We start from the raw sequence: 14,223 nt of genomic DNA, 5'->3' as shown, positions 1-14,223 counted from the left end.
GGACAGATCACGCGTCGGCGTCCGGTTTCGGAATACAGGCCAGCAGCGCCGCCTTGACGTCTTCCGGCCACGGGATCGACGTGTGCTCGTCCAGATTGCTGGCGGCCAGAACCTGTGTGCTCGACCAGCGTTTCTCGCCCTTGCAGCTGATCTCGTGGTGGATGGTCACGGACGACCTTCCCACGCGCTGGACGGTGACTTCGAACTCAAGCTCCTCGCCGAAGAAAGACGGGCTCGAAAAGTCGCTCGAGATGTGAACGGTCGGTGTGCCCCATCGCTCCTCCCAGATGATCTTGTGCCAGGGATATCCAAGGTGCAGCCAGAATTCCTCATTCACACCGTTGAGAATATTCAGATAGGACGGGAAATAGGCCGTCCCGGAGATGTCGCAGTCGCCAAAGTTGAGCATGCGTTTGGTTCTGAAGGGTATTTCCAATTCCATCCTCCCTCGAATGTTCTCCAGATATACAATGAAATCCGTTTTGGATGCACAGGAATTCAGCACCAACGAAGTTTGTGTTTGCATTTATCGGCCGGTCGGTCAATAATACCAAGCAGAGAATAGAATGCTCAATCAGCTTGGCAGGAGCGCTTGTTCTGGCTTGGAGAAGCCCATGAATGAGCGGGCAAGCCTTGGGTTTCTTGCGTTCAGGGTGCGTTTTGCGAGATAAATTTGAGGTTGCAAGAGCAGGCCGGAAATATCTTCCGGATTGTAAAAAATATATGCAGTTTCATATTTCTTGACAAACCTTCACGCAGGGTGAAACTATTCAAGGGATGTTTCGGGCGAAGTGGAGGAGCCCGCGCAAAAGACCCGTTGTTCAAGGGAGAGGAACATGAAGTCGCTTTTCAGGATAGCAGGTGCAACCGCCGTTTCGCTTTGCCTCAGTGTCTCGGCACTCTCGGCAGAAACAGTGCTCAAAGTGTCGAGCTGGTTGCCGCCGACCCACGGTATCAATACGGAAATTTTCGCCGGCCTCATTGACATGATGGAAAAGGCGACAGATGGCGAAGTGACGGGCGAACTGGTGTTTGGACTGGCGCCGCCGCCGGCACAGATGGACCTGGTGCTTGATGGCGCGGCCGACATGGCAATCATTTTCCACGGCTATCAGCCTGGGCGCTTCGTTGCCACGAAACTGATCGAGTTGCCCGGCTACGAGGGCAGCGCGGAAGCCGCTTCGGTTGCCTACTGGCGCGTCCATGAGGAGCATCTGAACAAGCTGGACGAGCACCGTGGCGTCAAGGTGATCTCCTTGAACACACACGGTCCGGGGCAGATCCACTCCAACAAGGATGTGGCAACCCTGGCCGACATGAACGGCCTGAAAACCCGCATCGGCGGCGGTGTCGCGGGTGACGTTGGCGCAGCCCTGGGGCTGATCGGAATTAACGTCCCGGCGCCAAAGGTTTACGAAACGCTCGATTCCGGAGCCGCTGATGCGGTCGCCATGAATGTCGGCGAGCGGGTCGGCTTCAAGCTCAATGAAGTCGCCAAGAACCTCTATGACATGCCGGGTGGCCTTTATCGTGGATCTTTCGCGATCATCATGAGCCAGGAAACCTTCGACGGTCTGCCGGAAAATGTCCAAAAAGCCCTCGACGAAAATGTCTTCGGCGAACCGGCCAGCCGCATGGCCGGCGCTGCCTGGGACAAGTCTGACAAGATCGCCTACGAGGCCACGAAAAGTGCCGAGGGCACGAAGATCATTTCGGCCAGCGAGGATGACGTCGCCGCATTCGAGAAAATCTCGAAAGACGTAACCGACAAGGTTCTGGGCGAGCTCCAGGAAGCCGGGCTCGATGCCCAGGCGGCCTACGAGATGGTCAAGAAAGAGATGGCCGGAAACTGACGGCATCTGGCGGTCCGGAGTGACTTCGGACCGCCGACTTCAAAAGGATCTGTCGTGTCGAACCTGTTGAAGCTGGCGGGCCGCCTGCCGGCACTGCTCGCCTCGTTTGCCCTTTTCGTGCTTATGGTGATGACCTTCTGTGACGTCATCCTGCGCTCGGTGTTCAACGCGCCGATCGAAGTGGCTGCCGATATGACGCGGCTTCTGATGGCGATCATGGTGTTCTCCGTCCTGCCCGTTGTCTCGGCCCAGGGCGGCCATATCAGCGTCGATCTGCTGGACGGGTTCTTCAAGCGAAACCACCTGGCGCGCTGGCGCGATGCCTTTACCAACCTGTTTTGCGGCATAATCCTGATCTGGCCCGCCATGCGGGTCTTTGTGCTTGCTGAGCGCAGCAGGTCCTACGGCGATCTGATGGAATACCTTCGTTTGCCATTGCACTACGTGGGCTGGTTCATAGCCGCCGTCACCGCTATTACGTCCGTCGTTCTGATCGTCCGGGGCCTCGGCTATCTCTTCACTCCGAAACTGATGAGCGCGCCGGATGCTTGAAGGTCTCCTCGGGTTCGCAGCGGTCCTTGTTCTGGTCATGCTGCGCATTCCCATCGCCTTTGCCATGGGTTTTGTCGGCATGATCGGCTTCATGCTCGAAACCAGCTACAGGGCGTCGATTTCCATGGCGGCGCGCCTGATCATCGACACGTCCCAGGATTACGGCCTTTCGGTCGTGCCGCTCTTCATCCTCATGGGCCTCTTCGTCAACAAGGCAGGCATCAGCCGGGAACTCTATGCCGCGTCCAATGCCTTTCTCGGACACCTTCGGGGCGGACTGGCCATGGCAACGATCGTTGCCTGCGGCGGTTTCGCCGCGATTTCGGGGTCTTCGCTCGCAACAGCTGCGACCATGTCGAAAGTTGCAATGCCCGAGATGCGCCGGTTCGGATACAGCGATAAATTATCGACAGCATCGATTGCCGCAGGCGGGACACTCGGGATCCTGATACCGCCCTCCGTCATTCTTGTGATTTACGGCCTGCTGACTGAAACATCGATCGGCAAACTCTTTGTGGCCGGCGTCATTCCGGGTCTCATCGGGATTCTTCTTTATCTCGTGGCCGTCAAGTTCACGGTCTGGCGTGATCCGGACGCAGGCCCCGCCGGCCCGCGCGCGACGACGTCGCAAAAGCTGGCCGCACTGAAGGATGTCTGGGCGGTTTTGCTTCTGTTCTTCCTGGTAATTGGCGGGCTCTATGGCTTGTTTGATGTGCCGCCGCTGAACCTGAGCTTCTCGCCGACGGAAGCAGCCGGCATGGGCGCGATGGGAGCGTTCCTGATCGCAATTGCGCGCCGTCGCCTGTCGATGTCCGCAACCTTGGAAGCCCTGCGCGAAACCGCCATGACGTCGGCGGGTCTCTTTGCCGTGCTGATCGGCGCCTGGATCTTTTCGAACTTTGTCAATGTGGCTGGTCTACCGGCCGCGCTCAGCGACCTTGTGACGGCCTACGACCTGGCCCCCTGGGTGGTGATGTGCATCATCTTGCTGATCTACATTGTGCTCGGCTGTGTGTTCGAAAGCCTTTCCATGTTGCTCCTGACGGTGCCGATCTTCTTTCCGATCGTCACCGGGCTTGGTTACGATCCGATCTGGTTCGGCATCATCGTGGTTGTCGTGACCGAAATCAGCCTGATCACGCCGCCGGTAGGGCTGAATGTCTTTGTGTTGAGGGCAGTTGTCGGGGACGTGCCGACGGCAACTATCTTCAAGGGCGTCACGCCATTCTGGGCGGTCGACATCATCAGGCTGCTTCTGCTGCTGCTCTTGCCGGCCCTGGTGCTGTTTCTGCCGAACCAGATGTGACAGGCGGCGCACGTTTTTGACGGGCAACGCAGGCATTGCCCGTCATTTATTCGGAGCAGCGACCGCGCAGCTGCACACGCGTCAGCCAAGAACGTCCACAACAGCCTTTTTCGTTGCTTCGACGATCGTGTCGGCCTCCTTCCTGGTGAGGCACAGCGGTGGTGCAAAACCGAGAATGTCGCCCTGGGGCATCGCACGCGCAATGACACCATGTTTTGTTAGCGCCGCCGCGAGGGCGGGGCCGATTTTCTTCGAAGGGTTGAAATAGGTCCGGCTTGCGCGATCCTCGACAAACTCTGCAGCGATCAGAAGACCCTCGCCGCGGATCTCGCCGACATTCTGGTGGTCACCGATAGTCTCCGCCATAGTCTGTTTCAGGTAGGCACCCGTCTCTCCAGCATTGGAGACGAGCCCCAGACTGTCGACAAGCTCCAGATTGGCGATTGCGGCAGCAGCTCCGATCGGATGGGCCGAGTAAGTCCAACCGTGACCGATCGGACCGCTTTCATCCGTCCCCTTCATGAGAACGTCCCAGACCTTTTCAGAAATGATGGATCCTGAAAGGGGCGCATAAGCCGAGGTCAGCCCCTTTGCGATCGTAATGATGTCCGCTTCGATGCCGTAGTGCTCGGACCCGAACATCGACCCGAGCCGCCCGAAGCCGGTGACGACCTCATCGGCAATCAGAAGAATGTCGTGCTTCCTGAGTATCGGCTGGATTGCCTGCCAGTAGCCTGCGGGGGGCGGCACGAGCCCGCCGGTTCCCATGGCGGGTTCTCCGATAAAAGCGGCGATTGTATCCGCGCCTTCGCGTTCGATCAGCGCCTCAAGCTCAGAAGCGCAATACGCGACGAATTCCGTTTCACTCATCGCGAGATCCGGACGGCGGAAGTAATACGGAGCTTCCGTGTGCAGAACGTTTTCAAACGGCAGGTCGAATTTCTTGTGAAAGAGTTCGAGCCCCGTCAGGGAACCGGTCATCAGCCCGGAACCGTGATACCCGCGCCAACGGGAAATGATTTTCTTTTTCGCCGGGCGGCCGAGGATGTTGTTGTAGTACCAGACCAGCTTGATGTTGGTTTCATTGGCGTCGGATCCGCCAAGGCCGAAATAGACTTTCGACATGTTGCCGGGCGCCCGGTCCAGGATCATTTTCGAAAGGGTGATGGAGGCTTCTGTCCCGTGGCCGACATAGGCGTGGTAATAGGCGAGTTTTTTGGCTTGCGCGGCAATCGCTTCAGCGATTTCAGGTCTGCCGTAACCGACATTGACGCAATAAAGTCCGGCAAAAGCATCCAGGAGACGGTTACCGTCCCTGTCTTCGATGTGGACGCCGGAAGCGGTTTCGACGATCCGGCCAGCGGCTTCGCCGCGCGCGTGTTGGGCAAGGTGGGTCGACGGATGAAAGAAATTCTCCCGATCCCACTGATCGAGCTGGTCGTTGCGAAGCATATTCTGTGTCCTGTTTCTTGTGTGATCACGCCCAATCGCGGCAGACATATTTGACGTCCATGAAGTCGGCCATTCCCATTCGGGCGCCTTCGCGGCCGAGGCCCGATTGCTTCATGCCGCCAAACGGAATTGGAGCGCCCGTAACCTTTGTTCTGTTCACTGCCACCATGCCGAACTGCAGCAGGCGGCTCGCACGGTAGATCCGGCGCGGGTCGCTGGTGTGCACATAGGCAACAAGGCCGTATTCGGTATCGTTGGCCCGTCTCAGGGCTTCATCTTCATCGTCGAAAAGGGCAATGGCAGCGACCGGACCGAAGGTTTCTTCGCGCATGATCCTGGCGTCGTCGTGTACGCCGCTCAGGACGGTCGGCTCGAAAAACAAAGGTCCGGCAGGGTGACGATGGCCACCGCACATGAGAGTTGCACCTGATGCAACTGCGTCGGCGACATGGGTCTCCTGCTTTTCGATTGCCTGGCTGTTCATCAGCGGGCCAATGTCGGGATCCTGGAAACCGGGACCGACACTGAGCGTGCGTGTTCGCTCGGCAAAACGCTCACAGAACGCGTGATAGACCGGGCGCTCCACCAGAAACCGGTTGGCTCCGAGACAGTCCTGCCCGGAAGTCGCGAATTTCGCCTTGATCGCCTCGTCGACCGCAAGATCGAGGTCACAGTCCGCGAAGACAAGAAAGGGCGCATGACCGCCAAGTTCCAGCACCATGCGCTTGATCGTTCCGGCGCTCTGGCGGTAAAGCAGCTTGCCGACATCCGTCGAACCGGTAAAGGAGACGGCCCGGACACGGGCATCATCCATCCACGGTGCAACAACGATCGACGGATCACCGGTTACCACGTTGAACACGCCTTGCGGCACACCGGCGCGTTCGGCAAGCTCCGCAAGCGCCAGGCATGAATAGGGCGTTTCGCCCGAAGGGTGCACGACAACCGTGCACCCGGCGGCGAGCGCGGCGGCAGCTTTGCGGGTGACCATTGCACTGGGAAAGTTCCAGGGCGTGATCAGCGCTGCAACGCCGACGGGCTCAAGCCAGACTTCAACTTCGGCATCAGGCAGATGCGACGTCACGCCTTCGATATTTGGACGCTTGGCTTCTTCTGCATAGAACTCGACGAAAGACGCGCCGTAGTCGATCTCTCCGCGCGCTTCTGACAGGGGCTTGCCCTGCTCAAGCGTCATGAGCTGAGCGAGATCTTCGCGATTGCCTGCGATCAGTTCGAACCATCGCCGCAAAATCGTCGCCCGTTGCTGTGGCAGGAAAGCTGACCAAGCGGGAAAGCTACGGTGCGCTGCATCGACGGCCATCCGGCTTTCCGTGTCGTTGAGCTTTGCCACGTCGCCAATTTGTTGCTGCGTCGCCGGGTCAAAAACAGGAAAGGTCTCCCCGGCCGTGTTTGCGACCCACTTGCCATCGACATAGGCAAATGAACGGAAAAGGCGTTTGCCCGCGAGAACGGGTGCTTCCGCTTTCTGCAGAACGGGTGTTTCCATGGATCTTGTCTCCGGTGTTGGTGACGGGATCCTAGGTGTCGGGAACTGGAGGAAACGACCAAAAAACGGCGTCTGCGAAGATGATCCTTGCCTATTCGGAGGCGCTTGCAGCAGCTTCGTCTTCTGCCGGATCGCCGACAAGAAACTTTAACGGAGGTGCACCGCGCAATTTGACCGGCTTGGTCACGACGTAGGTGTAGTAACGCGCGAGCCCGATACCGCCGTCCAGAAGCGTGTCGATCAGCCTTTGGTAGCTGTCGATGTCCTTGGTCACAACCTGCAGAACGTAGTCAAACCCGCCTCCGACGGCCCAACAGGCGACAATCTCATCATACAGGTTGATCGTGCGTTCGAAGGTTTGAAAGCTCTCTGCCCTGTGAGACTCAAGTTCGATCGTGACAAAGACTTCGATGTGAGAGGCAACGCTTTTCAGCGAGATGTCGGCACTGTAACCGCGAATGACGCCCGCGCGCTCGAGGCGTTTCAAGCGTTCCCAAAGTGGTGTCGGCGACAGGTTGACCCGCTTGGCAAGGTCAGCCTTCGGCAACCTGCCCTCGCGGGACAGGATTGACAGGATTTTAAGGTCGCGGTCGTCGAGTTTCAGCCCAATCATGGGGCGACCATGAACAGGATGAATTGACTTGTCAATTGTTATGAAAATCGTCAGTATGAAATCATGACAATCTGGACCAGCTTCCCTCAAAACATCCCACGCCCCGCCTACCGGTCACTCGCTGACCTGATATCCGATGCGATTGACAGGGGCGACCTGCAGATTGGTGAACGCCTGCCGACCCATCGCGAGCTTGCTTATCAGCTGAAGCTCAGCGTCCAGACAATAAGCCGGGCCTACGACGAACTGATCCGGCGCGGACTTATCGAAGGACAGGTCGGCCGCGGAACGTTTGTCAGCTCGGGACCGGCAAAATCCAGTTGGCCGTTCGTCCCGGCGAGTCAGGACGGGCAGCTGATTGATCTGTCGATCCTCAAACCCGTCACCTCGCCATTGCACAAGGAACGCATGAGCGCCGCCTTTACCGAGCTGGCCGGCTCGCTCGCAGACACCTCGATATTTTCGTTCAAGCCCTCAAATGCTCTACAGCCATTCAAGGGGACTGCATCAGGCTGGCTGGCGCGGTGCGGTCTCCAGTGTTCGCCTGACGCAATCCTGATGACCAACGGGTCGACCTCGGCCATGACGACAGCGCTGATGACAGCTGCGAGCGCAGGCGAGCTCGTCCTGACGGAATCCATGTGCCATCACACACTCATTCCGCTTGCCAGGTATCTGGATCTGCGGCTTGAGGGCGTTCCGCTGGATGACGAAGGCATCGTGCCGGATGAGCTGGAAAAAATTTGCCGGGCCAAGCCCGTAAAGTCGGTCTACATCATGCCGAGCGGCCTGAACCCGCTCGCGCTCATGATGGGGCGGGAACGGCGCAAAGAGATCGCCGAACTTGCCCGAAAATTCGACTTCACCATAATTGAAAATGATGCCTGGGGGCCTTTGCAACCCGGCAGACCGCCGCCCATTGCCGCTTTCGCACCTGAGCGGACATTCTACTTCACCGGCTTCACCAAGTGCCTGCTGCCGGGATTGAGGCATGGCTACCTGGTTGTTCCCGACCTTTTGGCGTCGGCAGCCGCCAACCGGCATCTGGTGACGGACTGGGTGGCAACGCCGATCATGGCAGAAATCGCTTCCCTCTTCATCGATAACGGCACCGCGGACGAGCTCCTGTCGTGGCAGATGTCGGCGCTAGAACGGCGCAACGTGATCGCGTCAACCGTGCTGGATGACATCCCTTTCGGTGCGAGCCCCAACGGGATGCATATCTGGTTGCCGCTGCAGGGATCCTGGAGCGAGGATGCCTTTGTCGCCAACGCCCGGCAGAAGGGTGTTGCAGTCGCGCCGGGCTCTGCTTTCGCCGTTTCCGACCCGGCCGTCGCGCCCGGCGTCCGCATCTGCATTGGCGGGATGGACGAAGGCGCGCTTGCGCACGGCCTGCAAACGATTTCGCGGCTCTACAAGAGCCCGCCAGAGCCGGCCCTGCTGGCATTCTGAGCAGTATCAGGACAATAAAATTGTCATGATTTAATGTTTTGATTGACTATTAATTGTCCTCATTTCAAGTTGAGACAATAACAACAACCCAGAAATCAGATTGAACGGCCGCCGCACCCAATGCGCGAGCCGGTACCGACAGAAAGCTCCCCTTGGGCGCTGCTGCGGCCGGAACCTGTGCGTCCGAATGGGGCGGTTTGGCCTGGGAACAGCAAACAGCAGGTAAGACACATGAAAATCAAATTCACAGCCCTTTTGACCGGCACGGCACTGATGCTTGCGGGGTCGAGCCTGGCCCAGTCAGCAGATTGGAAATATGCCTTTGAGGAAGCCCTGACGGATGTGCAGGGGGTCTACGCCACGAAGTTCAAGGAAGCCGTTGAAGCGAATTCCGATCATACAATCACCCTGTTTCCTTACGGATCATTGGGTGAGTCTGCTGATATCATGGAGCAGACGCAGGCCGGTCTGCTTCAGTTCGTGAACCAGTCGCCCGGTTTCACCGGAGCGCTTATCCCCGAAGCTCAGGTCTTCTTCGTGCCTTACCTGCTGCCGACGGATCAGGACCATCTGGGCCGCTTCTTCAAGGCTTCCAAAGCGATCAACGAGGATTTCGTCGGCCTATACGCCAATCAGGGGCTTGAGCTGCTGTCCATGTATCCTGAAGGCGAAGTGGCAATGACCACGAAATCGCCGGTCAGAAGCTGCGCGGACCTCGACGAAGTAAAGTTCCGGGTGATGACCAATCCCCTTCTTGTGGAATCCTACAAGGCCTTCGGTGCAACACCGACACCTCTGCCCTGGGGCGAGGTTTATGGCGGGCTCCAGACCAACATCATTCAGGGACAGGAGAACCCGACCTTCTTCCTCTACTCCACGAAGATCTACGAGGTGACCGACCACATCACCTATGCCGGCCACAACAATTTCACGACTGCCCTGATGGCCAACAAGCAGTTCTACGACGGCCTGAGTGCGGATGACCAGAAGGTCATCCAGGACGCGGCCGCCTCGGCTTTCGACTATATCGTCGGATACCAGAAAAGCCTGGCGGACAGCGAACTTGAGAAGATCAAGGCGGCCAAGCCCGATATGACGATCACGGTTCTTTCCGACGATGAAAGAGCGTGTTTCAAGTCCGCGGCCGGGGACGTGGAAGCAAAATTCATCGAGATGACCGGCGATAGTGGCAAGGCGATCCTGGCGCAGATGAAGGCCGATCTCGAAGCAACGCGGGACTGATCCGGAACAGAGCGGGAGGCGGCCGGTCGGCAGCCTCCCGCTTCCGTGTCGACGGACGGGAGAGAACGGTGCAAAGCAACGAACCCACCGAAATCCAACATGCGCAGATGACCGGTGTCCTCGGCATGCTCGACCTGGCGGTCAGCCGCGTTGAATCTATTATGCTTGCCTTCGGTGTCCTGCTGATGGCCGCCAATACCGTTACCAACGTCGTTGGACGTTTCGTGTTTCAGCACAGCCTGTTCTTTTCCGAAGAGCTGAACCGCATTCTGATCATCCTGATCACGTTCGCCGGGATAAGCTACGCGGCGCGCCAGGGGCGCCATATTCGCATGTCGGCCATATTCGACATGCTGCCCGCGTCCGCACGCAAGTTGATGATGATCCTGATTGCCACGGTGACGTCTCTGGCAATGTTCGCGCTGTGCTATTTCGCGGTTCGTTACATAACGAGCGTTGCGGCCTCGGGCCGCGTGCTGCCGGCATTGGCCATTCCTGTCTTCTGGATTTTCCTTTGGGTGCCGGTCGGCTTTTTCATGACAGGCGTGCAGTACGCTCTGACCGCCATCAAGAACGTCTTCGGCAAGGATATCTATCTCTCCACCCAGGTGCTTGAGGGATACGTAGACAACGAGTTCGAAGTTTAGGGGGAAATGATGGCACTTGTAATTTTCCTTTTGATGATCACGCTCCTCCTGCTCGGATTTCCGATGATGATACCGCTGCTGGCAGCGACCTTTACCGGCTTCATGATGCTGTTCGGTGATGTCAGCAAGACGGAATTCATGGTCCAGCAGATGATGGCAGGGATCCGTCCGGCATCCCTGATCGCAGTGCCGATGTTCATTCTCGCGGCAGACATCATGACACGCGGACAGTCCGCCGGCCGGCTGATCGACATGGTCATGAAGTTCGTCGGCCACGTCAGAGGGGGACTTGCGGTCAGTACTGCAACGGCCTGCACATTGTTCGGGGCCGTTTCCGGGTCGACCCAGGCAACCGTCGTGGCCGTCGGTTCGCCGTTGCGTCCGCGTATGCTGAAGGCGGGTTACAAGGATTCTTTTGTACTTGCGCTCATCATCAACGCCTCTGACATCGCTTTCCTTATCCCGCCATCTATCGGCATGATCATTTACGGCGTGATTTCAAGCACCTCGATTGCCGAACTTTTCATTGCTGGAATCGGACCCGGTCTGTTGTTGCTTGTGTTGTTTTCCGCATACAGCATGGTCTACGCCACAATCAAAGGCGTTCCGACGGAGCCGAAAGCCAGCTGGAGTGAACGGTTCGAAGCCGTAAAGATGGCCGTCTGGCCACTCGGATTTCCCGTGATCATCGTCGGCGGGATCTATGGCGGTGTTTTCAGCCCGACGGAGGCTGCGGCAGTCTGCGTTCTCTACGCTGTTTTCCTCGAGTTCGTTGTTTTTCGGTCCTTGAAGTGGCCGGAAATGTACACGATTGCCAAATCAACCGGCTTGATCACCGCGGTTGTCTTCATCCTGGTCGGCGCAGGATCAGCCTTTTCCTGGGTGATTTCATTCGCGCAGGTGCCCCAGCAGATCCTGGCAGGCATCGGAATTACGGAAATGGGACCGCATGCCGTTCTGGCTGTCATATCGGTGGCATTCTTCATCGGCTGTATGTTTGTCGACCCCATCGTGGTCATTCTCATACTGGTTCCGATTTTCGCGCCGGTCGTGAAGTCGGTTGGACTGGATCCCGTTCTTGTCGGCACGATCATCACACTGCAGGTCGCGATCGGCTCTGCGACGCCGCCGTTCGGATGTGACATCTTCACGGCGATCGCCATCTTCAAGCGCCCCTATTTCGACGTCATACGCGGGATCTTTCCATTCACGGTGATCCTGTTGTGTGTCTCCGTCGCGTTGATTTTCTTCCCTCAGATTGCGCTCTTCCTGCGCGACCTGGCATTCAGATGATGGCAAAAATCATGTTCAAGACCATTCTGGTTGCAGTTGACGGGTCACCCGGATCTCACAAAGCCCTTGATGTGGCGGTTGGATTGCAGGCTTCGTGCAAGTCGGACGTGATTGTCTTGACCGTCTACCGGCACCATTCCCTTCTGGAAGCCTCAATGTCGATGGTGCGTCCTGAAGATCCATTGTTGCCGGACGAGTCAATGCGCGATCATGCCAAGGAAATTGCTGAAAAAGCGAAGAGTTCTGCGATTGAAGCCGGGTCTGAAGCGGTCCGCGCTTTCGTGAAGGTGGGACCACCGGCCAGGACAATCGTGAAATTCGCCGAAGAGCACGATGCGGACATGATCGTTGTCGGCAGCCGCGGGCTGGGCGATGTCGAGGGGTTTCTGCTCGGCAGCGTTTCGCACAAGATCACCAGTCTGGCGCAGTGTCCGGTTCTGGTCGTATAGCAGTCTCAATCAAACGCTGCGTTATCATGGCAAACAATCATTCATGGGAAACCAAAATGGCAAGAGTCGCGCCGTCAGTTTCGTCGGAAGAAGTCCTATTCGATCTTCCGGAAACGGCGAGGTTCGGGTTGATTGCGCTCGCCACGGACCTGACCAGCGAAAGGGATCTTTATCGGCAGATGCAAGGCGTTGATGCGGCGATCCATGTGTCCAGGCTCGCCTTCGAAAATCCGACCACGCCGGAAAATCTGAGATTGATGGCTCCTCGGCTTGTTAGGGCTGCTGAACTTTTGGCGCCCGTAGCACCGCTGAGGGCTGTCTGTTACAGCTGCACGGCGGCTACCGTTGTGATTGGTGATCATGAAGTGCGCAGAGCAATTCAGGAAGCATTGCCCGGCATCCCTGTCGTCACACCGACCGCGGCCGCGATCAGGGCATTTCAGGCCCTGAATGCGCAGCGAATAGCCGTTTTGACACCCTATACCATTGCGACGAGCACGCCGATGGCGGAGTTCTTCAGTGGCGAAGGACTGGATGTCGTCAACTTCGATTGTCTGGGCATAGAAGACGACCGGGATATGGCCCGCATCAGCCGGCAGACAATCATTAATGCAGCTGTTGCAGCTGACCGGAAGGAGGCTGAGGTACTTTTTGTCTCCTGCACGGCCCTGCCGGCGCTTGACGTCATTCCAGAAATCGAAGAACGCCTCGGCAAACCGGTTGTGACGTCGAACCAGGCCGCTGGCTGGCTGTTAAGCCGCCTGGGCGGGCTCACCGATCATCGGCCCGCCGGTTTCGGGAAGCTCTATTCGTTTGATCTTTCCGGCGAAAAGGCTTGAATGACGGCATGAACAAACAGGTTATGCAATTCGATCCTGATGAAATCGCGCGCGCCCGGAGCAGGATCGCAGGCAAAGTGCTCCGGACACCGATGACAATCTCGCAGGCGCTGAGTGAGAAGAACGGCTCGCCTGTCCATCTGAAGCTGGAACAGCTGCAGACGACCGGCAGCTTCAAGCTGCGCGGTGCCACCAACGCGGTTCTGGCACTGGATGAGACGGCCAGGGCAAAGGGTGTCGTCGGCGTTTCGACCGGCAACCACGGACGGGGTCTTGCGTATGCGGCGCGGGAAGCAGCGGTCAGGTGCATCATCTGCATGTCCCGCCTCGTACCTCAGAACAAGATCGACGGCATAAGGGCTCAGGGCGCGGAGGTCCGCATCGTCGGGTCCTCTCAGGACGAAGCCCAGCTCGAAGTCGACAGACTGGTTGCTGAAGATGGTATGACGCTGCTGCCACCCTTTGATCATCGTGACATCATCGCTGGTCAGGGAACACTGGGGCTCGAAATTCTGGAAGATGCACCGGACGTTGGAACTGTCCTCGTGCCCCTTTCGGGGGGCGGACTGATTTCCGGTGTGGCGGAAGCGGTCAAGGCGAAAAAAACCGGCGTGAAGATCGTTGGCGTCTCCATGAAACGCGGTGCCGCCATGGCGGCCTCGCAAAAAGCGGGGCACCCGGTCCAGGTTCCGGAACTGCCGACGCTTGCCGATTCCCTCGGCGGAGGGATAGGTCTTCAAAACCGGTATACGTTCGGTATCGTCCGGGATCTGGTTGACGACATCATTTTGCTTGATGAAGGCGAAATCGCCGAGGGCATACGGCATGCCTATTGGCAGGAACGTCAAGTCGTCGAAGGATCCGGCGCCGTATGTCTCGCCGCGATTCTTTCCGGAAAGGTTCAATTGTCCGGTCCCGCTGTTGCGATATTGAGCGGATGTAACATCGACATGAACATGCACAGGCGCATTATCTCAGGCGAAGACGTCGATGTGGCCGGCGCAGAGGAGGACTGACG

At 57.8% G+C, this 14,223-nt stretch carries 14 protein-coding genes; 10 read left to right on the top strand and 4 right to left on the bottom strand.

What is annotated here, in order from left to right:
- Positions 1 to 7: 7 nt before the first annotated feature.
- The gene (locus Q0915_RS26195; RefSeq protein WP_366525336.1) at positions 8 to 436 is read right to left on the bottom strand and encodes a thioesterase family protein; all 429 of its coding nucleotides are present in this window, start codon (positions 434 to 436) and stop codon (positions 8 to 10) included.
- Between the two features lie 400 nt (positions 437 to 836).
- Here Q0915_RS26195 and Q0915_RS26190 point away from each other — a divergent pair, with 400 nt between their 5' ends.
- The 3 genes from Q0915_RS26190 to Q0915_RS26180 are packed head-to-tail and all read left to right on the top strand — an operon-like array spanning position 837 to position 3,711.
- Complete coding sequence (locus tag Q0915_RS26190; protein WP_299483680.1) at positions 837 to 1,853, top strand: TRAP transporter substrate-binding protein; 1,017 nt, start codon at positions 837 to 839, stop codon at positions 1,851 to 1,853.
- Between the two features lie 54 nt (positions 1,854 to 1,907).
- The gene (locus Q0915_RS26185) at positions 1,908 to 2,405 is read left to right on the top strand and encodes a TRAP transporter small permease subunit (RefSeq protein WP_299483679.1); all 498 of its coding nucleotides are present in this window, start codon (positions 1,908 to 1,910) and stop codon (positions 2,403 to 2,405) included.
- Positions 2,398 to 3,711, top strand: a complete 1,314-nt coding sequence (locus Q0915_RS26180) for a TRAP transporter large permease (protein WP_299483678.1) — start codon at positions 2,398 to 2,400, stop codon at positions 3,709 to 3,711. Before Q0915_RS26185 ends, Q0915_RS26180 begins: the two co-directional genes overlap by 8 nt.
- An 81-nt stretch (positions 3,712 to 3,792) precedes the next feature.
- On the opposite strand, the gene Q0915_RS26175 is transcribed toward Q0915_RS26180, so the two are convergent.
- From Q0915_RS26175 to Q0915_RS26165, 3 genes are all read right to left on the bottom strand, one after another.
- On the bottom strand, positions 3,793 to 5,163 hold the full coding sequence (locus tag Q0915_RS26175; protein WP_299483677.1) for an aspartate aminotransferase family protein: 1,371 nt from the start codon (positions 5,161 to 5,163) through the stop codon (positions 3,793 to 3,795).
- Positions 5,164 to 5,188: 25 nt separating this feature from the next.
- A complete protein-coding gene (locus tag Q0915_RS26170; RefSeq protein WP_299483676.1) occupies positions 5,189 to 6,670 on the bottom strand; it encodes an NAD-dependent succinate-semialdehyde dehydrogenase in 1,482 nt (493 codons plus the stop codon).
- 91 nt (positions 6,671 to 6,761) lie between these two features.
- Positions 6,762 to 7,283, bottom strand: a complete 522-nt coding sequence (locus tag Q0915_RS26165) for an Lrp/AsnC family transcriptional regulator (RefSeq protein WP_299483675.1) — start codon at positions 7,281 to 7,283, stop codon at positions 6,762 to 6,764.
- A gap of 63 nt (positions 7,284 to 7,346) precedes the next feature.
- Here Q0915_RS26165 and Q0915_RS26160 point away from each other — a divergent pair, with 63 nt between their 5' ends.
- The 7 genes from Q0915_RS26160 (at position 7,347) to eutB (ending at position 14,221) form a co-directional block, all read left to right on the top strand.
- Positions 7,347 to 8,735, top strand: coding sequence for a PLP-dependent aminotransferase family protein (locus Q0915_RS26160; protein ID WP_299483674.1), 1,389 nt, complete (start codon positions 7,347 to 7,349; stop codon positions 8,733 to 8,735).
- A gap of 231 nt (positions 8,736 to 8,966) precedes the next feature.
- On the top strand, positions 8,967 to 9,977 hold the full coding sequence (gene dctP, locus Q0915_RS26155; RefSeq protein ID WP_299483673.1) for a TRAP transporter substrate-binding protein DctP: 1,011 nt from the start codon (positions 8,967 to 8,969) through the stop codon (positions 9,975 to 9,977).
- A gap of 68 nt (positions 9,978 to 10,045) precedes the next feature.
- On the top strand, positions 10,046 to 10,624 hold the full coding sequence (locus Q0915_RS26150) for a TRAP transporter small permease (protein ID WP_299483672.1): 579 nt from the start codon (positions 10,046 to 10,048) through the stop codon (positions 10,622 to 10,624).
- A 9-nt stretch (positions 10,625 to 10,633) separates the two neighbouring features.
- Entirely contained in the window at positions 10,634 to 11,917 is a 1,284-nt protein-coding gene (locus Q0915_RS26145) for a TRAP transporter large permease (RefSeq protein WP_299483671.1), read from the top strand.
- 11 nt (positions 11,918 to 11,928) lie between these two features.
- The gene (locus Q0915_RS26140) at positions 11,929 to 12,366 is read left to right on the top strand and encodes a universal stress protein (RefSeq protein ID WP_299483670.1); all 438 of its coding nucleotides are present in this window, start codon (positions 11,929 to 11,931) and stop codon (positions 12,364 to 12,366) included.
- A gap of 56 nt (positions 12,367 to 12,422) precedes the next feature.
- Positions 12,423 to 13,205, top strand: coding sequence for an ectoine utilization protein EutA (locus Q0915_RS26135; RefSeq protein ID WP_299483669.1), 783 nt, complete (start codon positions 12,423 to 12,425; stop codon positions 13,203 to 13,205).
- 8 nt (positions 13,206 to 13,213) lie between these two features.
- Positions 13,214 to 14,221, top strand: coding sequence for a hydroxyectoine utilization dehydratase EutB (gene eutB / locus Q0915_RS26130; RefSeq protein WP_299483668.1), 1,008 nt, complete (start codon positions 13,214 to 13,216; stop codon positions 14,219 to 14,221).
- Positions 14,222 to 14,223 lie beyond the last annotated feature (2 nt).

The organism is uncultured Roseibium sp., from assembly GCF_947494555.1.
Taxonomy (GTDB): Bacteria; Pseudomonadota; Alphaproteobacteria; order Rhizobiales; family Stappiaceae; genus Roseibium.
The sequence above is the reverse complement of the archived record's forward strand: the minus strand, read 5'-3'. Positions and strand labels throughout refer to the sequence as shown.

What these genes read in the sequence shown, in the direction of transcription:
- Q0915_RS26190 (WP_299483680.1), top strand. Translation starts at nt 837, where the DNA reads ATGAAGTCGCTTTTCAGGATAGCAGGTGCAACCGCCGTTTCGCTTTGC.
- Q0915_RS26180 (WP_299483678.1), top strand. Translation starts at nt 2,398, where the DNA reads ATGCTTGAAGGTCTCCTCGGGTTCGCAGCGGTCCTTGTTCTGGTCATG.
- Q0915_RS26175 (WP_299483677.1), bottom strand. Translation starts at nt 5,163, where the DNA reads ATGCTTCGCAACGACCAGCTCGATCAGTGGGATCGGGAGAATTTCTTT.
- Q0915_RS26170 (WP_299483676.1), bottom strand. Translation starts at nt 6,670, where the DNA reads ATGGAAACACCCGTTCTGCAGAAAGCGGAAGCACCCGTTCTCGCGGGC.
- Q0915_RS26165 (WP_299483675.1), bottom strand. Translation starts at nt 7,283, where the DNA reads ATGATTGGGCTGAAACTCGACGACCGCGACCTTAAAATCCTGTCAATC.
- Q0915_RS26160 (WP_299483674.1), top strand. Translation starts at nt 7,347, where the DNA reads ATGACAATCTGGACCAGCTTCCCTCAAAACATCCCACGCCCCGCCTAC.
- dctP (WP_299483673.1), top strand. Translation starts at nt 8,967, where the DNA reads ATGAAAATCAAATTCACAGCCCTTTTGACCGGCACGGCACTGATGCTT.
- Q0915_RS26145 (WP_299483671.1), top strand. Translation starts at nt 10,634, where the DNA reads ATGGCACTTGTAATTTTCCTTTTGATGATCACGCTCCTCCTGCTCGGA.
- Q0915_RS26140 (WP_299483670.1), top strand. Translation starts at nt 11,929, where the DNA reads ATGTTCAAGACCATTCTGGTTGCAGTTGACGGGTCACCCGGATCTCAC.
- Q0915_RS26135 (WP_299483669.1), top strand. Translation starts at nt 12,423, where the DNA reads ATGGCAAGAGTCGCGCCGTCAGTTTCGTCGGAAGAAGTCCTATTCGAT.
- eutB (WP_299483668.1), top strand. Translation starts at nt 13,214, where the DNA reads ATGAACAAACAGGTTATGCAATTCGATCCTGATGAAATCGCGCGCGCC.